The 22021-nt window shown below is 37.4% G+C and carries 22 protein-coding genes; 13 read left to right on the top strand and 9 right to left on the bottom strand.

The genetic code is table 11. From position 1 onward, the window contains the following. Positions 1 to 96: 96 nt before the first annotated feature. The 4 genes from FXW34_RS06120 to FXW34_RS06135 all read right to left on the bottom strand — a co-directional run bounded on the left by FXW34_RS06120 (position 97) and on the right by FXW34_RS06135 (position 3848). Positions 97 to 1446 (bottom strand): hemolysin family protein, encoded by a 1350-nt coding sequence (locus tag FXW34_RS06120; protein WP_147533090.1) that lies wholly within the window; start codon positions 1444 to 1446, stop codon positions 97 to 99. Positions 1447 to 1506: 60 nt separating this feature from the next. Beyond that, positions 1507 to 1908: a MerR family transcriptional regulator gene (locus FXW34_RS06125; RefSeq protein WP_147533091.1), complete on the bottom strand. Its 402-nt coding sequence runs from the start codon at positions 1906 to 1908 to the stop codon at positions 1507 to 1509. A gap of 212 nt (positions 1909 to 2120) precedes the next feature. Continuing rightward, the gene (locus tag FXW34_RS06130) at positions 2121 to 2669 is read right to left on the bottom strand and encodes a GNAT family N-acetyltransferase (RefSeq protein WP_147533092.1); all 549 of its coding nucleotides are present in this window, start codon (positions 2667 to 2669) and stop codon (positions 2121 to 2123) included. Between the two features lie 24 nt (positions 2670 to 2693). Then, positions 2694 to 3848 carry a sensor histidine kinase gene (locus tag FXW34_RS06135; protein WP_147533093.1) on the bottom strand — a complete coding sequence of 385 codons (1155 nt, stop codon included), beginning with the start codon at positions 3846 to 3848 and terminating at the stop codon, positions 2694 to 2696. Between the two features lie 280 nt (positions 3849 to 4128). Here FXW34_RS06135 and FXW34_RS06140 point away from each other — a divergent pair, with 280 nt between their 5' ends. The 4 genes from FXW34_RS06140 (at position 4129) to FXW34_RS06155 (ending at position 7118) form a co-directional block, all read left to right on the top strand. After that, positions 4129 to 4356 carry a FeoA family protein gene (locus tag FXW34_RS06140; protein ID WP_147533094.1) on the top strand — a complete coding sequence of 76 codons (228 nt, stop codon included), beginning with the start codon at positions 4129 to 4131 and terminating at the stop codon, positions 4354 to 4356. Then, on the top strand, positions 4357 to 6348 hold the full coding sequence (feoB, locus tag FXW34_RS06145) for a ferrous iron transport protein B (RefSeq protein ID WP_147533095.1): 1992 nt from the start codon (positions 4357 to 4359) through the stop codon (positions 6346 to 6348). 53 nt (positions 6349 to 6401) lie between these two features. Continuing rightward, on the top strand, positions 6402 to 6572 hold the full coding sequence (locus tag FXW34_RS06150; protein WP_147533096.1) for a FeoB-associated Cys-rich membrane protein: 171 nt from the start codon (positions 6402 to 6404) through the stop codon (positions 6570 to 6572). An 81-nt stretch (positions 6573 to 6653) separates the two neighbouring features. Next, positions 6654 to 7118, top strand: coding sequence for a helix-turn-helix domain-containing protein (locus FXW34_RS06155; RefSeq protein WP_147533097.1), 465 nt, complete (start codon positions 6654 to 6656; stop codon positions 7116 to 7118). A 779-nt stretch (positions 7119 to 7897) separates the two neighbouring features. Here FXW34_RS06155 and FXW34_RS06160 read toward each other — a convergent pair. Together FXW34_RS06160 and FXW34_RS06165 are read right to left on the bottom strand one after the other, a co-directional pair. Continuing rightward, a complete protein-coding gene (locus tag FXW34_RS06160; RefSeq protein WP_147533098.1) occupies positions 7898 to 8518 on the bottom strand; it encodes an NAD(P)-dependent oxidoreductase in 621 nt (206 codons plus the stop codon). A gap of 334 nt (positions 8519 to 8852) precedes the next feature. After that, complete coding sequence (locus tag FXW34_RS06165) at positions 8853 to 9059, bottom strand: alpha/beta-type small acid-soluble spore protein (protein ID WP_147533099.1); 207 nt, start codon at positions 9057 to 9059, stop codon at positions 8853 to 8855. A 275-nt stretch (positions 9060 to 9334) separates the two neighbouring features. On the opposite strand from FXW34_RS06165, the gene FXW34_RS06170 reads away from it, so the two are divergent. Continuing rightward, positions 9335 to 9577 carry a hypothetical protein gene (locus tag FXW34_RS06170; RefSeq protein ID WP_147533100.1) on the top strand — a complete coding sequence of 81 codons (243 nt, stop codon included), beginning with the start codon at positions 9335 to 9337 and terminating at the stop codon, positions 9575 to 9577. Between the two features lie 74 nt (positions 9578 to 9651). Here the strand turns inward: FXW34_RS06170 and FXW34_RS06175 are convergent, their stop codons facing one another. Next, a complete protein-coding gene (locus FXW34_RS06175) occupies positions 9652 to 10749 on the bottom strand; it encodes an ABC transporter ATP-binding protein (protein WP_147533101.1) in 1098 nt (365 codons plus the stop codon). 40 nt (positions 10750 to 10789) lie between these two features. Further along, on the bottom strand, positions 10790 to 11002 hold the full coding sequence (locus tag FXW34_RS06180) for a YheE family protein (RefSeq protein WP_147533102.1): 213 nt from the start codon (positions 11000 to 11002) through the stop codon (positions 10790 to 10792). A 146-nt stretch (positions 11003 to 11148) separates the two neighbouring features. Between FXW34_RS06180 and FXW34_RS06185 the strand changes: the two genes are divergently transcribed. The 4 genes from FXW34_RS06185 (at position 11149) to FXW34_RS06200 (ending at position 14995) form a co-directional block, all read left to right on the top strand. Then, complete coding sequence (locus FXW34_RS06185) at positions 11149 to 11499, top strand: YlbF/YmcA family competence regulator (protein ID WP_147533103.1); 351 nt, start codon at positions 11149 to 11151, stop codon at positions 11497 to 11499. Positions 11500 to 11598: 99 nt separating this feature from the next. Next, complete coding sequence (locus tag FXW34_RS06190) at positions 11599 to 12465, top strand: Cof-type HAD-IIB family hydrolase (protein WP_147533104.1); 867 nt, start codon at positions 11599 to 11601, stop codon at positions 12463 to 12465. A 119-nt stretch (positions 12466 to 12584) separates the two neighbouring features. Then, positions 12585 to 14090: a coproporphyrinogen III oxidase gene (locus FXW34_RS06195; RefSeq protein ID WP_147533105.1), complete on the top strand. Its 1506-nt coding sequence runs from the start codon at positions 12585 to 12587 to the stop codon at positions 14088 to 14090. A 113-nt stretch (positions 14091 to 14203) separates the two neighbouring features. Beyond that, a complete protein-coding gene (locus FXW34_RS06200; protein WP_147533106.1) occupies positions 14204 to 14995 on the top strand; it encodes an enoyl-CoA hydratase in 792 nt (263 codons plus the stop codon). A gap of 81 nt (positions 14996 to 15076) precedes the next feature. Here FXW34_RS06200 and FXW34_RS06205 read toward each other — a convergent pair whose 3' ends face one another. Next, positions 15077 to 15262: a YhzD family protein gene (locus FXW34_RS06205; RefSeq protein WP_147533107.1), complete on the bottom strand. Its 186-nt coding sequence runs from the start codon at positions 15260 to 15262 to the stop codon at positions 15077 to 15079. Positions 15263 to 15405: 143 nt separating this feature from the next. Between FXW34_RS06205 and FXW34_RS06210 the strand changes: the two genes are divergently transcribed. From FXW34_RS06210 to FXW34_RS06225, 4 genes are all read left to right on the top strand, one after another. After that, the gene (locus tag FXW34_RS06210; protein ID WP_147533108.1) at positions 15406 to 16305 is read left to right on the top strand and encodes an ABC transporter ATP-binding protein; all 900 of its coding nucleotides are present in this window, start codon (positions 15406 to 15408) and stop codon (positions 16303 to 16305) included. Continuing rightward, positions 16298 to 17548 carry an ABC transporter permease gene (locus FXW34_RS06215; RefSeq protein WP_147533109.1) on the top strand — a complete coding sequence of 417 codons (1251 nt, stop codon included), beginning with the start codon at positions 16298 to 16300 and terminating at the stop codon, positions 17546 to 17548. Before FXW34_RS06210 ends, FXW34_RS06215 begins: the two co-directional genes overlap by 8 nt. Positions 17549 to 17718: 170 nt before the next feature. After that, complete coding sequence (locus FXW34_RS06220) at positions 17719 to 18942, top strand: metallophosphoesterase family protein (RefSeq protein WP_147533110.1); 1224 nt, start codon at positions 17719 to 17721, stop codon at positions 18940 to 18942. A gap of 33 nt (positions 18943 to 18975) precedes the next feature. Beyond that, on the top strand, positions 18976 to 21966 hold the full coding sequence (locus tag FXW34_RS06225) for an AAA family ATPase (RefSeq protein WP_281292925.1): 2991 nt from the start codon (positions 18976 to 18978) through the stop codon (positions 21964 to 21966). Positions 21967 to 22021 lie beyond the last annotated feature (55 nt).

The following is a 22021-nucleotide window of genomic DNA, read 5'->3' on the forward strand; positions in this document are numbered from 1 at the left end:
TTTCTGTCATCTATGTCACAATGTTGTAAAAAAATATCTGTATAATGTTCAAATGTTTAATAAATCAAAAAAAAAACGGCTGACATGAGTCAACCGTTAAAGTATTACTTCTGATTCAGCTATTTTAAGGGGATGAGCCGCTTCACTCAATACGGGGATTTTAGTTATCTCCACGTATTTGATGTGATGCTCTTCCATTTCCTTTATTTTAAAGGAATATTGTTCGAATTTTACGCTATCGCCTTCTTTGGCTTCGTAATCTTCTGTGAGAATCCAACCTCCGATTGTATCAACATCTTCATCATCAATGTCAAGTCCCAGCAAATCATTCACTTCACTGACTAATACTTTCGCATCGATGATATAATGATCATCTTTGATTTTTTGAACCATTGGAATCTCATCCATATCGAATTCATCGCGAATTTCACCGACAATTTCCTCTAATATATCTTCAACCGTTACAAGTCCTGAGGTGCCGCCATATTCATCCATTAAAATCGCGAGGTGAATTCGTTCTTTTTGCATTTTAACTAATAAATCATGAATCGGAACTGAATCAATCACGCGAATGATGGGCCGAATATAAGAAGCGAGTGTACGATTGGCGATGTTTTTATTTGTGATAATATCAGTCATGATTTCTTTAATATTGACCATACCGATAATATGGTCCTTATCCCCGTCAATGATTGGGTAGCGGGTGAATTTTTCAATTTGAGCAATCTGTAAAAAGGTCTCGAGCGTATCATCTTTTGATAGTGAGATGATTTCAGTCCGTGGGACCATGATTTCCTTAGCAATCCGATTGTCAAATTCAAAAATCTTATTTACATACTTAAACTCTGATTGGTTAATTTCGCCACTTTTATAACTTTCCGACAAGATGATGCGAAGTTCTTCTTCGGTATGGGCCAATTCATGCTCAGATACTTGCTTTAAGCCGAACATTTTAGTGGTAATCCGCGCAGCACTATTTAGTGCCCAAATAAACGGATACATTACCTTATAAAACATGATTAATGGTCTTGCAGCAGCAAGGCTGACTATTTCGGCTTTTTGAATGGCTAATGTTTTCGGTGCCAGTTCTCCAACCACAACATGTAAAAACGTAACGACCGAAAAGGCGATCACGAGCGCAACTACATGTGTAATGGAACTTGGAATATTGATGCCTTGAAGTAACGGACTAATTAAATGCTCCACGGTAGGTTCACCTAGCCAACCTAAACCAAGAGCTGTCACGGTAATTCCCAGCTGACAAGCCGATAAATACTCATCTAAATTCGAGATGATTTTTTTTGTGACAATAGCATTCTTGTTTCCTTCCTCAATCAATTGGTCAATTCGAGAACTTCGAATCCTGATTATGGCAAACTCACTTGCCACAAAAAATGCCGTCAAAGCAATTAAAATGGCTATTAAAACCAAGTTTAATATGTCCAAATAAATTCCCTTAGCTCGCTAGAAATACGAGTAAGGAGTCACCTCCCAGTTAGTAAAAAATTAACTTGTTAAACTTAATACAGATTGCATTAAAGCTGAGCTTTCTTTTGTAAGCTTTTTTGATAGGTCGCTTTTTTGTTGATCTTCCAGCTGCTCCAACAAAGGTAGAATGGCAGAAATTTCGGTGCGAAGCTGTTGGATTTGCTTCGTTACCTCATCAACATGCTTTTCAACTTCAGCACTTTTGAGTGAGTTAGATTTATTAATATCTAGTTTTCTTTTAATCTCTTCGAGCGGAAGATGAATTTTTTTGCATTCCTCAATAAACTTTAAATCGTAAATGGCTTGTTCGCTGTACATTCGGTAATTTGATTTAGAGCGCTCAGCCTTCAACATTCCTAAACTTGTATAATAGTCAATCGTTCTTTTTGATACGTTCGCAAGCAGTGCTAGTTCACCGATACGATAGAATGCCCCATCATATCACCCCAATTTTTATTATGAATTATTAATCATTATAGAATAATTGAAACTGTACAGTCAAACGTTCTACTTTTGAAATGATGTTATCAATAGTTTATGATATTAAAATGTTAATATGATGCGGGATTAGCAGAAATTTTTTTTACAAAAATAGCATCGGAATATAGGTCCGATGCTGTGCGGATTGTTGTTTAGCTGCGTGAAACCCATTCATTTCGGAGCATGCTGTAAACGATTAAATTATGAAAGTTGTAGTGCAATCTTTCTCCATCACGAATGATTCCTTCCTTCGTAAATCCTAGTCGTTCAGGGATTGCCCGGCTTTTATGATTTTGCTGGCCACAGCGAATTTCAACTCGATTTAAGCCAAGTTCATAAAAAGCATAGTAGAGGAGGGCTTGCACGCATTTAGACATGATTCCATTGCCTTGAACATCCTTGGCTAGGAAGTAGCCCATACTGGTTTGGGAGTTATGCCAGTCGATTTGATGAAATCCAATCGAACCAACCAAGGCACCTTTGAAGCGAATCCCTGCATTAAATCCGGTGTTTTCGGCAAATTGCCTCAACCATGTGGGGATAATGGAATGATATTGAATAGGAGAGGACATATTGTCTACCCAAGGCAACCATGTCCGCAAGTGCTCACGATTCCGATCAACTAGCAAAAATAACTCTTCAGCATGATGGATTTGAAATAATTGGAGTTCAATTTCATTATCTACTTTCAAAGTAAACATATCCATCTCCTTAATAACAAAGTGTTATGAATTATTTGATTCATTTTTTTTTGGACCAGCAATTGGCATGGTAATGATAAAGTTTGTTTGTTCAGGAATGGACTGACACGTGAGCGTACCTTTGTGTTTTTCGATAATTTCACGGCAAACAAACAGACCTAGCCCAGTACCAAGTTTCTTAGTCGTAACAAACGGTTCGAAAATCGTATTTAATTGTTGTTCCGGAATCATCGGACCATTATTAGATACAAGAATTTTTACAAAATTATTTTCAATTCGATAGCATTTAATTTGGATGGTGGGATCGTCACGATACTGACTTAATACATCAAGGGCGTTAAATATAATATTGATAAATACTTGACGGATTTCATCTGCATAGCCATATAGGTCAAGTTCTCCTGCTAAATTTAGATTGTTAAGGACCTTTACCTTACTATCCAATATACTAGGGTACAGGAAGGATAATACTTCCTCAACGAGTTCATTTAAAGAAAATAGGACCTTTTCCTTTCCGATAACTTCTTTTTTGGAAAGTAGCAGAAATTGAGAAATACGAAAATTGAGCTGTTCAAGTTCATTAGAAATAATATCTAAATATTTCATCTCTTCATTTTCAGCCTTTAACAGCTGAATAAAGCCTTGTATCGATGTAAGAGGATTCCTAAATTCATGAACAAAACTAGACGTCATTTGGCCAAGCAAGGTAAGGCGGTCTTGATGAGTTGAGTCTATAAAACGATTTTTTTCTTCAATAATCCTATCCTTGGCTTCAGTGTAGTAGGATACTGCGTAATAAGTGAATTTATCAAAGAAGTTATTTATTTCATTCATGAGATTTGAAAGGACTGACCATTCTATTTTAAGAGTCATTAAATATTGAAATAAAACGGAACGGCCCACATTGACATTAAATACAAAATCGCCAATATTGCTGTTAGCTTGAACCCGCTCTTTGCCAACATTTATAGCAATCACTCGCATATAAGTATCCAATTCTTCACCAGACATCGTTAACATTTTCATAATTGTATTGTAAATTAATTCTCGATTCTGTCTGACTTTTTCCTTAAATGGATCCTCAGCTGAGGCATGCAGTCTTTTTTCCCAATCTGCAAATATGTTATTTTTTTGATCTATTAAAAAATCAAGGAGTCTATTTTTTGGAGTAGCAATCATTTTATACCTCTCACCATTCTTCCTTCATAAATCCATATTAAAGATGTATTCGATTTAAAAAGACAAAATCCTTTGAATTTTTTAAAAAATTTAAATAATTATCCCGATATTGATTATATATATAATATCAGAGTAAGTATGAAAAATAGGTGAACTTTGCTTTGTATTTATGTGAAATAGTGAAGATTATCATTCTCATTGATTTTTTTTTGCGTTATAATGAGAACAGTTATCAATATTTAATAAACTTTCTTTTTTCATATATATATGAGGTGATTATATGCTAGGGCACTTGAAGGCAGGAGAAAAGGGAAAAATAATGGATCTTGCTGGTGCGGACCGTTTAGTTAGACGCCGCTTAATGGATCTTGGTATTACAAACGGATCGGAAATATGTATCAAATGCATTATGCCATTTGGTGGACCCGTAATGGTTGAATCTTGCGGTCAATGTGTTGGTATTCGCAGGAAAGAAGCCTGTCAAATAAAAGTGGAGAGGGTCGTATAAATGGATATTGCACTGTTGGGAAACCCAAATACCGGCAAAACATCACTGTTTAATAATTTGACTGGCTCATACGAGTATGTTGGGAACTGGAGCGGTGTAACTGTCGAAAAAAAGGTTGGACAGTTTAAAAATAATCTCGCTACATTAATAGATTTACCTGGAATCTATACTTTGAGTCCGCTTTCTCGGGATGAGGGAGTCGTAACAGACTTCATGCTTACAGGTGAAACGGATAAATTCCTAAATATTTTGGATGCTTCTCAGTTAGAACGCAATTTACACTTAACTATTCAAATTCTTGAATATGGCAAACCTGTTGTTATTGGATTAAATATGGGTGATGTGGCTAAAAACCGGGGTATTCAGGTAGATTCAACCGCTTTGTCTCGGTTATTAGGCGTTCCCGTTGTGCCGGTAATCGCAAGAAACGGTGAAGGTTGCAACCAATTAGCGCAAATTATTACCGATCTAGAGCATAATGAAATAAATATGAATATCGTAAACTATGGGAAATCCTTCGAAAATCTGATTGGAGAATTTGTTTCGACGATTGAAACAAAGACAAGCCATTCGCCAAGATGGTTAGCTCTGCAGTTGCTCGAAGGTAATACTTATGTGAAAAAGTATTTATATGAAACTATTGGACAAGGTACTGTTGATGAATTTTTGACTAAAGCACAGAAATTGCTTAAGGACGAGACGCTCGAGCACTATATTTATCGTCAAAGACGATTGGCGATTGAAAATATCGTAAAGATGTCAACGAAACGGGAAGAAAAGGTGATTATTCCGCTCAGTGAGCGAGTTGATAAAATTGTTACGAATAAATTTTTGGGCATTCCACTATTTCTTATTGTTATGTATTTATTATTCATGCTTACCTTTGATTGGTTAGGTTTTCCGTTATCAGATGCGTTGGATGCGATAATATCCGGACCAATCACTTCAGGAATTGACGCGCTATTAACAGCGGTTGGTGCCTCAACCTTTATTCAAGCGCTTGTATTAGACGGAATTGTTGCAGGTGTTGGTGGGGTTTTAGTATTTGTGCCCCAAATTTTTATCTTGTTCTTATTTATCTCCATTTTAGAGGATTCAGGCTACATGGCTCGGGTTGCCCTAGTAATGGATCGCTTGATGGAAATGGTTGGCTTAAATGGGAAAGCATTCATTCCGATGATGATTGGCTTTGGCTGTAATGTGCCAGGAATTATGGCAGCAAGAACAATTGAAACACCGAAGGAACGTCTGATGACAATATTGTTAACACCATTAATGTCCTGTTCAGCCCGCTTACCGGTTTATGCATTATTTGTTGGAGCATTTTTCGTTGGTCACAAAGCGGTCGTAGTTCTGTCCTTATATGTTTTAGGAATCGTGATTTCCTTACTATTAGCGACACTTTTTTCAAAAACAATCTTAAAAGGTGAAACATCGCTGTTTGTTATTGAACTGCCACCTTACCGTCGCCCTCAAGTACAGGCATTATGGAGAAGCACATGGGAAAAAGGTAAAGGCTTTATTAAAAAAGCAGGTACGTTTATATTTGCTGGATCAGTGTTAATTTGGTTGTTAGCATATCTTGGCCCAGGTGGCACTGATGTAGCAATGGATGATAGCTTCCTTGCCGCAATCGGAGGTATTCTTGCTCCAATATTTGAACCGATTGGATTTGGAACTTGGCAGGCAAGTGCATCTCTCATCACTGGATTTTTAGCAAAAGAAGCGATTATTTCGACGATGAATATCATTTATTTTGTTCCGGATGAGGCAGGACTTCAAGGATTATTGGCAACATATTATACACCGCTTGCAGCATACAGCTTTATGGCGTTTATTTTACTTTATATTCCTTGTCTTGCCACAACGGCAACGATCTATAAGGAAACAGGTTCCAAAAAGTGGACAGCCTTTTCCATTGTCTACGCTCTAGTAATTGCTTATATCGTTTGTTTAGTGATTTACCAAGGTGGAAAATTGCTAGGTTTTTAAATTTTCAAGCGTCGTTTTCGGCGCTTATCTTTTTTCGTTAGGGGAGAATTCAGATGCTTGTTAACTTTCTAATAGGTGGAGCAATTTTTGGCTACGCTGCCTGGGCACTGGTTCGATTTATTAATAAATCAAAGCAAGGGAAATGTGCAGCCTGCGATATACAGAAAACTTGTTCCAGCCAATCTAATTGTCAAACCTCGGTTATGAAAAATAAGGAAATTTGATGTGGATGCAGCGTTTTACTTTATTATAAGATTGAGTTGGTGTAAAATTACACCAAAAGAGTGGTAAAGGATGACTTTGCTGTGACAAAGGAAGAATTGATTGGAATTGTCTCTGAAAAAATGAGGGATATACGGACTGAAGCAGGTTATTCTCAGGATAGAATGGCGGAAATTATCGGTTTATCTAAGAAGACACTTGTTCAAATCGAAAAGGGTAGAGCAAAAGCAGGTTGGTCAACAGTAGTAACTGTTTGTGCACTTTTCCGTGAAACCGTTAGTATCCGCTCATTGTTGGGAAGTGACGCACTGGAGGTATTAGAAACTATCGCCCGTGACGGTATTGATTTTCGAAAGCAAAAAACGCTCGGCGGGAAAATTTGGTGGCGAGAAATTGCTCGACGGGATGGGTATATCTTGCAGCAGAATATGCTCAGTTCCCATTATCGTATTCTTGACAGCGATTATTACCGTATTTACAGCAGCTTTGATGAGCAAGCTGCAATGGAATGTTTTCATGATTTGAATTCGGTTAAAAATAAAAACTAACTAATGAAATTAATCCAATCTTCAATATTGAGGATTGGATTTTTCTTTTTAGGTTTGTGCGAGGGGATTCTCAAAATATTTAAAGGGTACACGGTCAAATATATTATATTTGATGTATGTGCCCAAACGCGTTGTGAACCCATCCAAAAGGTCACGTAAAGAGTTTCTACGTGCCCAAAAGCGATGGGAAAGCATCCAAAAGGTCACGTAAAGAGTTTCTACGTGCCCAAAAGCGATGGGAAAGCATCCAAAAGGTCACGTAAAGGGTTTCTACGTGCCCAAAAGCGATGGGAAAGCATCCAAAAGGTCACGTAAAGAGTTTCTACGTGCCAAAAAGCGATGGGAAAGTATCCAAAAGGTCACGTAAAGAGTTTCTACGTGCCCAAAAGCGATGGGAAAGCATCTAAAAGGTCACGTAAAGAGTTTCTACGTGCCCTAAAGCGATGGGAAAGCATCCAAAAGGTCACGTAAAGAGTTTCTACGTGCCCAAAAGCGATGGGAAAGCATCCAAAAGGTCACGTAAAGAGTTTCTACGTGCCCAAAAAAAGAGTTTCTACGTGCCCTAAAGCGATGGGAAAGCATCCAAAAGGTCACGTAAAGAGTTTCTACGTGCCCAAAAGCGATGGGAAAGCATCCAAAAGGTCACGTAAAGAGTTTCTACGTGCCCAAAAACGAGATGAACCCCTCCAAAAGGTCACGTAAAACAAGTCTACGTGCCCAAACACAAGGCGAGTCGATAAAAAGGTCACATATAAAATGACCAAAAGGTCATTCCTGCATTAGTAGGCTAACCCGACTCGACAATGCAAAAATTCATCCGAAAATAATTGTCTATAAGCAAACTCAGCTGTATCACAGGTCGAAATAGAGCGACCATTTTCCGGAAGATAATCTTTTTCAAACCGATAACTCCCCACACATTCACCATCAGGCAAATAGGTTGGGCAAACGACTGTCCAATCAAGACCTGATTCCTTCAATAATAAATATGCTTTGAGATGATCTTCGGTAGCCTTTGTCGAGCGATTGCGAGACTCACTAGATTGAAAACGAAATAAATCGTGTTCGTAACGAGCTTGCAGAATACCGGCAGTTCCAATTGTAACAATTCGCTTAATATGGTGCTTTTTCATCGACTCAATAATGATGGGCATGCACTTTGATAATGTTGAATTTCCAGCACTACTTAATGCGCAAAATACCATATTAGAGTCCGTCATAACTTGGTCAATATCCCCTGGATTTAGCGCGTCTCCTATAATTGATTTAACACTATTTGCATCGTGTAAAGTTTTGTTACTATAGCGAACCAGCGCTTTTACTGTATGTCCATCTTCAATTGTTTTAGCGATAAATATAGAGCCGACGCGCCCGGTTGCTCCTAACATTGTTATGTTCACAAAATGTTCACATCCATGTCATAATTTTTAGAAAATACCCTCTGTGATATTTATATCTTTATGATATATTTAAATTGTTATTTTGTCAGTAAAGGTTGGGGGGGCTTAAAGTGGAGGAATATTCAATTACACTTGCAATCGCTAGTATCATGGTACTTTGTTATTTTATTGGAACTGCACTTATTAAAAAACCATCCTAAGCTGTTTGTTAATTCAGGCAGTCTTTTTTGAATCGAAAATAAGATGCCTTGATTTCGATTCTGTATCAAATGAAAGCCCCATTCATTGCTGAATGGGGCTTTTGCCATATTTATTCGATTGTTGTTATCAAGATTTAAAACTGTCCACCATTAAGTTGTTGCTGAGCCATTGAAACTAAACGCTTCGTAATTTCTCCACCGACAGATCCATTGGCGCGTGAAGTAGTGTCTCCACCCAATTGAACCCCAAATTCAGATGCAATTTCATACTTCATTTGGTCAAGCGCTTGTTCTGCACCAGGGACAAGTAAATTATTTGAGGAATTGCTTCGGTTACTCATAAAATCATCTCCTCATCATTTTTTTAGGATTTAATGGTTGGGTTAAGCTGGATTTGCACCAACAGCAGACATTTATCTGCGTCACTAAGATTAACCCGTTTAAGAAGTTTTTTTATTTGCTGTGTAATCATATTATGGATTTATTTTTAGTTAATATTCGATGAACTAAACGGTAATTTATGGAATTGATGAAAGGGTAAAATAAGTATTACATACATACGCTCTCACATACAGAGAAACAATATACATAAGAATTTAATAAGCGAGGTCATGATATGGGGATTTGTCCAAATTGCAATGGGCTTTACCAGGTGATGTTTCAATGTCCGTCTTGTGGTGTGGAGATGGAAGACAACGGAAAGATCATGGATTTTTATGATGATTATAGTCCATATATGGAGGTAGACGATTTAAAGCTAGAGGACGGCTATCCCAATACGCTATCGAAGCAGCAGTGCCCGCATTTAATGTCGTGCGTTAACTGTGGACGGAATGAGGTTGTATTCATACAAGAATAGAAAGCAGGCCCAATTTAGAAGCCTGCTTTTTAAAATAAATATGAATTTAGCTAATAAAAGGTTGTTCGAACCATTTACACTATTCTTTTTTCAGTAGAAGCATCAAAAAAATGTGAGTTGTTCATATCGAACGAAAGCGTGATGTTATCCCCTGTATTAAAGTGGTTTTTTGAAAAAAGTCGGGCAACAAGTTCTTGGTTAGACACATTTGCATATAACAATGTCTCTGCTCCAGTAATTTCTGCAACATCAATTGTAACGTTAATTTTACAATTTAGAGGAGCAGCGATAAAGATTGGTTCATAATGTATGTCTTCTGGACGTATTCCGAAGAGGATCTCTTTATTAAGATAGTCCTGGTTACGAAGTGCAAGGAGTTTTTCTTCAGGAATTGCAAGCTTCATATTGCAGCTAATAAAATAGCGCTCCTCAATTCTTCCTTTGAAAAAATTCATCGCAGGAGAACCGATAAATCCAGCAACAAAAACATTCTCAGGGTATTCATAAACATCTCTTGGTGTACCAATTTGTTGAATGACACCATCCTTCATTACAACAAGTCGTGTAGCCATTGTCATCGCTTCAGTTTGATCATGGGTAACATAAATGGTTGTTGTTTGAAGCTGTTGATGAAGTTTAATAATTTCAGCACGCATTTGAACACGAAGCTGTGCATCAAGATTTGATAACGGCTCATCCATTAAGTAAACCTTTGCATCGCGTACAATTGCTCTCCCAAGCGCAACCCGCTGACGTTGACCGCCGGATAATTCCGCTGGCTTTCGATTTAAATATTGCTCCAAGCCTAGGATTCTTGCTGTATCCTTTACCCGTTTTTCAATTTCCCCTTTAGGATATTTACGCAAATTTAGACCGAAGGACATATTTTGATACACGGTCATATGAGGATAAAGGGCGTAGTTTTGGAATACCATTGCAATTTCTCGGTTTTTTGGTGGAACATCATTAACCCGTTTATCATCAATATAAAAATCTCCTTTTGAGATTTCCTCAAGTCCAGCAATCATTTTTAATGTGGTGGATTTCCCACATCCTGATGGTCCGACAAATACAATAAATTCTTTATCCTGAATATGAAGATTGAAATCAGTAACTGCTGAAACGTTTTTATCATAGATTTTGTATATATGCTCGAGCTTTAATTCGGCCATTTGTATCTCCTGTCCTTGCTTTTCTGATTCCTAATAGTTGCTATTTTTCGTAGACATGAAACAACATAAGCTCATGAATCTGTGCAGAAAGCTTTTTTTCATCATCCTCATTAGGATGAGAAGTGGTCCATTCAATGTTTCCAGATTGATGATAAATCCCTGTATAATGCTGCTTTTTAAAATAAAAAGAAAATTTCCAGCCTGGCAGTTGGCTGTTTTCATATAATGGTTGAAATTGAAAATGGCTAATCAAAGTAATCTCCTCCTTTTTTCATTATATTAATGTGGGCTATAACAAAGCAAACGGATTGTTTCATTCAAGCTTAGAGAACTTCTCGCATTGTAACTCATACTTTGATATAGTGGAATGGATTGGAAACGATAAAAGGAGAGATTGAAATGGCAGTTAATATGTATGACGCAGCTTATGAATTAGAAAAGGCCATTCGTCAAAGTGATGAATATGCTCGATTACAAACAATGTATCAAGCAGTAAATGCAGACGAGGAAGCACGTAAAATGTTTGAAGGCTTCCGTGAACTCCAATTAAATTTGCAACAAAAACAAATGATGGGTGAAGAAATTAGTCAAGAAGAAATGGAACAAGCACAACAAACGGTTGCACTTGTTCAACAGAACTTGAAAATTGCTCAGCTTATGGAAGCAGAACAGGTTATGGGCAGAGTGATTTCTGAATTAAACCAAGTCATTATGAAACCGTTAGAGGAATTATATAGCGTGAACCAATAAGCTAGTGCACTCGAAAAACGCTTGACCAACGTTCTATTTGCCTCTGCCTATTCATACAACTTAATTAGAGAGTACATCTATGAATAGGGGGGCCAATCAATGATTTACCGCTTGCTTGCTTTAAATATTGATGGGACACTTCTACAGTCAAACGGAAAACTCCATCGCTCCACTAAGGAAGCTATTGGATACGTTTTGGATAAAGGTATTTATGTTACCCTCGTCACATCTCGGAGCTTTCCCTCAGCTAGTAAAGTGGCAAAAGCTTTAAAGATTCCATCGATGCTTGTTACGCATCGTGGTGCTTACATTGGTAATTCGGTTGATAAGCAGCTTCAAGTAAAAAGGATTTCGGAGGATGTAACCTACGATTTAGTCCGTTTTCTCGAAGGATTTGATTGTCAGATTCGCGTGCAGCATGAACGATTTTCGTTAATCAATAAAACCAAAACTAATCATAACCTATTGGCAAAAACGGTCTTTAGTTCTGGAGAACCGGTCCTTTATGCACATCAATTTGTTGACAGCATTAGCGAATCACTTGCTAAACAAAAAATTGCTCCGCCAAAAATTGAGGTTAAATTCGAGCATCCTGAGGATCTCAAAGATGCAAGGGAAGCAATCTCACAAATGTTTGCCGAAATCGAGGTACTTGTAGCAGGCCCGTTAGGTTTGGAGTTTGTTCCAACCGGCGCCTCAAAGGTAAATGGATTAATTTACTTAGGGGAGTGCCTAGGGATTTCTAGAAAAGAAATGGTAGCTATTGGTGCAGATATTGATGATATTCCGATGATTGAGGCAGCAGGTTTAGGAGTGGCAATGGGAAATGCACCCGTGGCTGTGAAGCAGGCAGCTGACTGGATTACTAGGTCACAAAATGAACAGGGCGTTGCTTATATGATAAAAGAACATTTCCGTAAGCAGCATCCGATTTCATTTTTACGTAAGATGAACATCATAAAATAGACACTAGGCTTTCCGAAAACCACTTTTGGTCGAGGGAAGCCTTTTTTTATATTTATATTTGACCGCTCTGTTTTTTGTTTAGTACACTATTAATTAGTTTACATTGAAAGGTGATTTCATTGAAATTATATATTCAGGGTGTGAATGATGAAAGACTTCATCGCCCGATTCAATTAATAGCGAATTTATTTTTCGAGGAAGCGGAGCTGTGCTTTCAAGCTAATCCCAACCAAACACTTACGCTTGCTTTTCAAATTGAGATACAAGAGCTCCTTAACGTAGAAGTCGTAATGACAAGTGAAATTGGGAGAAATTATTCGAGCTCATATACGGCAAAGCGAGTTCAAGGAGATGATAAGGAACAGCTACGGCAGATCAAACAAGCAGTTTCTAGAGTCATGTTAACTGTACTTCAGGAGTACACGGGGATTGTACAAAAATGGGGAATATTAACGGGTGTTCGGCCAACAAAGCTAATCCATCGTAAAAACATAGATGGTATCAAAATGGAGATAGCTCACCAACAACTGAAGGAAGAACACTTAATTACTGATGAAAAAATAAATCTGATGGAAAGAATCGTTAAACGTCAGCTTGCTGTTGTACCTGATTTATACGAGTTGAGAGATGAAGTAAGTATCTATATTGGAATTCCTTTTTGTCCAACCAAGTGTGCTTATTGCACCTTCCCAGCTTATGCAATTAATGGCCGTCAAGGTTCCGTTCACTCCTTCTTAGGTGGACTTCATTATGAAATTCAAAAAGTGGGTCAATGGCTTAAAGAGAATAATGTAAAAATTACAACTATCTACTTTGGTGGCGGAACACCAACGAGCATAAGTGCTCAGGAAATGGATTTGTTATACGAGGAAATGCACCGTTCTTTCTCTGATATAGATAAGATTCGGGAAATTACCGTGGAAGCAGGACGTCCAGATACGATAACTCCGGAAAAAATAGACATTTTGAAGAAGTGGAAGATTGATCGTATAAGCATTAACCCTCAATCCTATACTCAGGAAACGCTCAAAGCAATAGGTCGACACCATACTGTTGATGAAACAATCAATAAGTTTAAGCTTGCCAGAGATATGGGAATGTCTAATATCAATATGGATTTAATCATCGGCCTCCCTGGTGAAGGTCTTGATGAATTTGCTAATTCCTTGGAAGAAACAAAAAAATTAATGCCGGAATCGCTAACGGTTCATACTTTGTCATTTAAACGAGCATCAGAAATGACTAAAAATAAGCAAAAATACAAGGTTGCTGAACGTGATGAGGTAGAGGAAATGATGAATCTTGCTCAGCAATGGACAACAACCAATGGATATGAACCGTATTATCTTTATCGTCAGAAAAACATTCTGGGCAACCTTGAAAACGTTGGATATTCCGTCCCTGGAAAAGAAAGCATTTATAACATTATGATTATGGAAGAAATGCAAACCATTATTGGAATAGGGTGTGGGGCCGCAAGTAAGTTTATTCATCCAATCAGCGGGAAAATTTCTCATTTTGCCAATCCTAAGGACCCTAAATCATATAATGAAGGCTATAAGGAATACACAGACAAAAAACTAAACATTTTAACTGAGCTTTTTCGTAAAAACAGAACCTTTTAATAGAAGGTTCTGTTTTTTTAAAATAATTAAATAGTAAAACTTTTTAGAAAAATTCTTATCAATTATAACTTTTCCCTTTATAATGTTAGTGGAGAACAAAGGAGGAGAAATCCATGGGGGAAAATATTATAGCAGAAATGGTCAATGTGAAAATCGATGGTCGAGTCGCCACGATTGAACTGAACCGACCTGAGGCATTAAACGCCTTAAATAAAGATATTTTGAAAACACTAGCCTGTAAACTGAAAGAAATTAGCATTTCTGACGATATCGATATTGTGATATTAACTGGAGCAGGTAATGTTTTTTCAGCAGGTGGAGATATTAAAACGATGCTGAATGGTATTACAGATAGCGATTTAACACAAGTAATGGAAATTATCGGTGAGCTTGTGATTACACTTTATTGCTTGCCGAAAGTAACAATATCAGCAATTAAAGGGGCTGCAGCAGGTCTTGGAATGAGTTTAGCACTTGCTACAGATTATTGTCTCGCTGAAAGTTCAAGCAAAATCGCAATGAACTTCATTAAGCTTGGCCTAATTCCAGATGGGGGAGCGCATTTCTTCCTTGAAAAACTTGTAGGTGAAGCGAAAGCGAAGCAGATTGTTTGGAAGGGAGAAACAATGTCTGCAGACGAAGCTCTTGAGCTTGGTTTGATAAATGAAATTGTTGATGGTGAATTATCTACTGCACTGCAAAATAAAGTTGATGAATGGTTGGGTCAACCATTACAAGCCATGATCAAATCGAAAAAAATCTTTGCTGAAATTAATCGTCCACAATTATTAAAAGTTTTAGAACTAGAAAAAATTGCCCAAGTGAAAATGTGGGATACGGAAGACCATAAAGAAGGCATTCGAGCTTTCCTTGAAAAGCGCCAACCAAAATTCACTGGAAAATAGTCAAAAAGCAAAGGGCTTAACTGGAGCTCTTTGCTTTTTTTGTGTTTAGTTTTGGATAGGAAACGCTTTTGTAATCCTATACTAAGGATGAAATAATAGTAACTTCCCTTGTGGTGAAGTACAGCGATGTGTTTTGTCTAAAAGATTTTTTTCCTTGAGAAGTTGTTCACCTTGAATTTTTGCTTCGGCATCGTTATTTGCTTGAAAAGCTTCGTCGATTAGTTTATGACCATTTGGTTCAAATGCTGTTAATTTGTAAACACCCATAAATTGCACTCCTTTTACGGTAGTAATAACCAGTCTTTTTTATATTTTTACACATTTCTGAATATTTGGCAAATAGTAAAAATAAAAATGAATCTTTTTCACAAACTATTTCGTATAATTGAAGTATTAAGGAGGGAGAAAGTGTGGATCTACAATTAAAGAATGTAACAAAGCGATTTGGTGATTTTACAGCGGTTGATGATTTATCCTTAACGATTCCAGCAGGAGAAATGTTCGGCTTCCTAGGCGCAAACGGAGCTGGAAAAACGACTACCTTCAGAATGATTTTAGGGCTACTTGATCCTAATGATGGTGTAATCAATTGGGGTAATCATCAAATTAATTATTCTACAAGCAGTATGATAGGCTACTTGCCTGAGGAAAGAGGCTTGTATCCGAAGCTTAAGGTTCGCGATCAGTTGGTATATTTAGCAAGATTAAAAGGAATGGATAAGCAGGAAGCGAGCAGAGGGCTTACAAGTTGGCTAGAGCGCTTCAAAATTCCTGATTATGCCGAAAAGAAAGTGGAAGAGCTGTCAAAGGGTAATCAACAAAAGATACAGTTTATTGCAGCTGTTTTACATAAACCAAAACTATTAATATTGGATGAACCGTTCAGTGGCCTTGACCCGGTAAATGTTGAGCTTTTAAAGGCAGCTGTGCTTAAATTGCGTGATGAAGGGACAACCATAGTTTTCTCTAGCCATCGAATGGAGCATGTCGAGGAAATGTGCGAAAATCTCTGTATTTTGCAGCGTGGGAAACCTGTAGTTCATGGCAATCTTACTGAAATCAAACGATCTTTCGGAAAGAAAAACATCATCATTCATGCAGATGCAGATTTGGACTTTTTAGCCACTACTCTTGGGGTCACAAAGTTCACGCCAACAGCCGAGGGTGTAAGACTCCAGGTAGAAGGGGAAATGATTGCAGACCGAGTTCTTAAGGATATAGTCGGTAAAGGTTTTATTCGGAAATTTGAACTGGAAGAACCTTCTCTAAACGATATATTTATTGAGAAAGTAGGTGCTTCCTTTGAATAATTTCTTTATTATCCTCATGCATACTTATTTAACAAAGCTAAAGACGAAATCGTTTCTTGTGACATCACTGATAACAGTGGCGATAATCGTTGCTTTGACTAATTTGCCAAACATTATTGAATACTTTAATAAAAACGACGAAGAAAAAATTGCTATCGTTGATGAAACAGGTGGGCAACTATTTGAACCGTTAAAGCAGCAAGTAAAAGCGGTAAATAGCGAATTGAAAATTATTGAATTTGATGGAAGTATAGCAGATGCGGAAAAAGCAGTTGAAAACGGTGAATATAAAGGCTTGCTCCAAATGAAGCTAAACAATGAGAAGCTGCCTGAGGCAACCTACAAAGCTATGAGTATCACAGATTCTCAGACCTCAACTGAGCTTCAAAGTTATGTTCAACAAATGAAAGTATCAATCGCTGCGTCGCAAATTAATTTAACCCCTGAGCAGTTAGGGAAGCTATATGAACCTGTTTCCTTTGAACAGATTGCTTTAGAGGAAAATGCGAAAACAGAAAAGGAGCTAAATCAGGCAAGAGGATTGGTTTATGTATTGCTTTTCATTATTTATTTTGCAGTGATTATGTATGCTAATATGATTGCGATGGAGGTAGCGACCGAGAAATCTTCGCGTGTCATGGAAATTCTTATTTCTAGTGTCTCTCCAATCAAGCAAATGTTTGCGAAAATATTAGGTGTCGGTCTTCTGAGCTTGACACAGCTATTCTTGATGATTGTGGTTGGTTATTTTTCAATTAACAAAAATCTTGACCAATTGCAGGGAGCACAGTTTGACTTCTTGGGATTTGGGGATGTTCCAATTGCGACTATTGTATATGGAGTAATTTTCTTTATTTTAGGCTATTTCCTATATGCAACCTTAGCAGCGTTTTTAGGCTCGTTGGTTAGCAGAATTGAAGATGTCCAACAGATGATCACTCCAATGACCATGCTAGTGGTGGCAGGTTTTATGATGGCGATGTTTGGCTTAACTCAGCCTGAGGCTACGTTTATTAAAGTAACATCGTTTATTCCGTTTTTCGCACCGATGCTGATGTTTTTACGTGTTGGTATGTTGAATATCCCTGTTTGGGAAGCTGCCATCTCAATTGGAATACTAGTGTTAACCATTGTAGTGTTAGCTGTATTTGGCGCAAGAGTGTACCGTGGCGGCGTGTTAATGTACGGTAAATCAAGTTCTTTCAAGGATATTAAGAAAGCATTACAATTAACGAAAAAATAAAATATACCAAAGTAAACTCGCTGTCGATTCTAAATTGGCAGCGGGTTTTTTATTTATTGGAGTGGAAATGCATAGAAGAAATCAACAATTATATTATCGAACGTGCATTCTGTTTTTCTGGGTGTTAAAATGAAGAAAAGAAAGAGTGATATTAGAACTCGGAGGATAATATGAAGAAAATTACGTTTATCCATGGTGCTGACCTCCATCTAGATAGTCCGATGGTTGGATTAAGGCACTTACCAGAACCCATATTTAAAAGACTTCAGGAAAGTAGCTTTACAGCCTTCCAAAAACTGATTGATGCTGCAATACAACATCAGGTTGATTTTGTTATATTAGCAGGTGATATATTTGATGGTGAAAACCGTAGTATTCGTGCGCAATCTCGCTTCCGCAACCAGATTGACAGACTTGCACTCCACCAAATTCCTGTTTTTATTATTTATGGTAACCACGATCATTTAGATGGCAAATGGGCGAGAATGTCATTGCCAGAAAACGCCTTTGTTTTTCCGGCAACTGTTGAGGTTAAGACCATTCAATGTGAGAATGCTACAACTGTCTCATTGTATGGCTTTAGCTATCCGCATCGACATGTACATGAAAGAAGAATTGTTGAATATCAAAAAACAGGATTAGCAGATTTTCATATTGGTATTTTGCATGGACACTATGAAGGAAGCAGTGATCATGGAAAATATGCCCCATTTCAATTAACCGACCTGCTCGAAAAGCAATTCGATTATTGGGCTTTAGGTCATATCCATAAACGTGCCGAGCTTTCGCATGAGCCTCCGATTATTTATCCAGGCAATATCCAAGGGCGCCATCGTAAAGAGGTAGGTCAAAAGGGCTGTTATTTAGCCACTTTGACTGATACAGAAAAACAACTAAATTTTATTTCATTAAGTGACATTATATGGGATGAAATTGAGATTGATGTCTCACAAGTGGAATCAATTGCTGACCTTTATCAGCTCTGTCGCGAAGAGATGAACAGGATTAGGAAAGACAGAATTGGGATACTAGTTTCACTGAAGCTTATTGGGGTTAGTCTACTTGACAACCAAATTCAATATCTAGAGTCAGGGGAATTATTAGAATCTTTGCAGGACGAGGAAAAAGACGATGAATATTCATTTGTATGGCCGATTGAATTAGTTTTTGAAAGGAAAGTAGAGTATGCACGTAATTCATTAATGAATGAAGCTGATTTTTTTAAAGAATTATTTCAAGCCGTTGATACATATGACAATTGGGATGAAAAAATGTCACCATTTTATCAGCAAAGTGCTGTAAGGAATTTAGAATTACATCTTTCTCAAAATGAAAAGAACCAAATAATCGAGGATGCTGAGCGTTTATTAGTGAAATGGTTAAAGCAAGATTAGTGAAGGGAGGGAACAAAACTGATTATTAATGAAATACATATATACGGTTATGGGAAATTGGAGAATTTTATTGTTAGAGATCTTGCTGAATTAACGATTTTCTATGGTGAAAACGAAGCTGGGAAATCGACGATTATGTCGTTTATCCATAGTATTCTATTTGGTTTCCCGAATAAAAATCAAACCGAATTACGATATGAGCCAAAAAAGTTTTCTAAATATGGAGGTCAACTCGTTGTCACATTTCCTACTGGAAAAGCGGTCATCGAGCGTGTCAAAGGAAAGGCTGCCGGTGATGTAAGCGTCATTTTAGAGGATGGTACTCGGGGTGGAGAAGAATTGCTGCAGCAGCTGCTATCGCACATTGATAAAAGTCTTTATCAAGCAATTTTTTCGTTTAATCTACATGGATTACAGCATATGCAAGGGATGAATAACGCCGACCTAGGCAGGTTTTTGTTTTCTACGGGAGCGCTTGGGACAGATCGGCTATTGGCTACAGAAAACTTGTTGCAAAAAGAATTAGATGCTCGTTTTAAACCAAGTGGGAAAAAGCCGATATTAAACGAAAAAATTGCGGAACTAAGGCAATTGCACAAGCAATTAAAACAAGCAGAACAATCAAATGAGAAATATTGGGTATACCTGGATGAAAAAGAGCTACTAGAGCAAAAGATTCGTAATGTTCAGCTTGAATTAGCTAATAAGCAAAGCCGGTTGGTAAAGCTAAACGAGTGGCGACGACTGTTGCCACTAATAAAAGAATCTGAGGAATTATCAGAGGAAGCCACAAGGTTAGAAAGTATTATATTTCCTGATAGTGGAGTCCAAAAATTGGATGAACTCAAATGGCGCCAACTGACATGTCAAAATAAACTGAACCAGCTTACTTCTAAACTTTCTGAGCTTAATGTTCAGATTGAACAAAGCATGCCGAATCTTGATTTATTGAACAGTGAATTGGACATTCATACAGCTGTTGAAAATTTGCCATTATACGAACAGCTTATTCAAGAAAATAAACAACTTGAATTACAAATAAACCAGCTAAAGCAAGATATGGAGGATATCCAGCAAACACTTCATCTAAAAATCGATGAAGAGCAGGTGTTAACCTGTAACACTAGCTTGTTTATGAAAGAAAAAACATTGCAAGCACAACGGGTACAGATTCAGCTAAATGAGAAGAAGCATCAGCTGGACGAACAATTTTACGATTCTAAAAAGGAACTTGAACAATTAGAGGAGGCGATAAGCAAATTAAAGACCTTGCTCCTTACTGATGAAGAACGAAATGAATTAACTGATCAATTAAAACAAGGCGAGGCTCAAGTTTTGTATGAGCAAGAGCTTAACTTCGTCCAAAATCAAATCGGTATGTTAAAGCGTCTTGCGCAAAACAATCCTAGGCAGGCAAAAGCATTACAAAATCAGCAGCATTTTAGTAAATGGATTATGATGCTTGTTTTTCTTGGTTTATCAGTTTGGAGTGTTTTTGAAGGGCTATGGTTTGTAGCGGCTGTATCAGGCTTGCTGCTTTTGTATGTAGTGATATTTCTATGGAAAATTCCTACCGAAGACGCAAATCGGTTTGAAACTGAAATAGCAGAACTTTTAGAAAAGCAAAAAGTCCTGCAAACAAAATTAGCAAAGAGCAAGCTTGATAATTTTACAATTACAGAAGAAAGGCTTGCAAAAGACAATTCTAATCGAGAGCAGCTGCGAATCCTAAATGTTAAACGGGAGCAAAAAAATGAGCAATATGAAAAAGTGTTGATGTCCTATGAGCAGTGGGAGCATGACGTTCGGAAATCAGCACAAAGGTTAGAAGAGCTAGGTAAGGAACTTGGGGTACCTAAAGCTATCGCTCAGCACTTTATTCATGATGCTTTTCAGCTGATAGAGAAATACAAAAATGTATTAACCGAAAAGGGAAAGTTAGCGTCAAGGCAAGAATTCGTCTATAAAGAAATAAAACAAATAGAGGCTCGACTTTCAATTCTGACCAAAAGTTTTATTGGAGAAGGAGCCCACAACATTCAAAATGCTGCATATTTGCTAAAGCAGGCATTAAAACGCGAGCAAGAAAAAGCATTTGTTTTTCAAGAAAAAAAGCAAAAGCTAATTGAAATCGAGGCGGAAATTCAACTGCTCCAGGATGAAAAAGTACAGCTTGAGCAAGAAATGCAGCAATTATTTACACTAGCTCAAACCGAAAATGACTTAGATTTTTATAAAGCAGCAGAGCTTTTCGAACGAAAGCAATTTGTTGCCGACAGATTAACTGATTTGTGGAGACAATTAAAGGAAACAGGCGTAGACGTAAAAGAGCTTCAAAATGAAAGTGGTTTAGAGGTAGAGGTAATTGACATGCAAATTAGCTTGCTTGAGCAGGAACAAACTGAGGCTAGTGAAGAGATTGTAGCTATTCAGGAACGACTTGCAGAGCTGAAATACCAAATTTCTCTACTTGAAGAAGGTGGAACCTATTCTGAGCTCCTGCATTTGTATAAGCTTAAACAGTCAGAGTTGAATGAAGAAGCAAAGGTCTGGGCAAAGTATGCTGTCGCAAAAGATATACTTAATATTGCAGTTGAGCGCTATAAAAATGACCGTCTCCCAAAATTGATGGAAAAGGCAGTAGGTTATTTACGCGAGTTAACAGCACATCAATATATTGATATTCATCCACAAAAAAACGGAACTGGTTTTCTCATTGAAAGCCATGATCACATTTTTTATGAGCCTAAAGAGCTTAGTCAAGCAACCTCAGAGCAAGTCTATGTTGCGCTAAGACTAGCGCTAGCGACTACACTGTATGAAAAATATCAATTTCCAATTATTATCGATGATAGCTTTGTTAACTTTGATCATCATCGTTCTAGGAAGGTAATTGATCTAATTTGTGGGTTAACAGGACATCAAATTTTGTTTTTTACATGTCATCAGCACTTGCTATCTCATTTTCAAAAAGGTAAATTGATTCAACTTAAAGATTGTAACCAAAGTATGATCAAAAAATAATGTAATTTTTTATGTAAACCGGGCATATGATGTAGAAACAATAGGACAACCATAT

It is taken from the genome of Bacillus marasmi (assembly GCF_902168435.1).
In the GTDB taxonomy this organism is placed as follows: Bacteria; Bacillota; Bacilli; order Bacillales; family Cytobacillaceae; genus Bacillus_BU; species Bacillus_BU marasmi.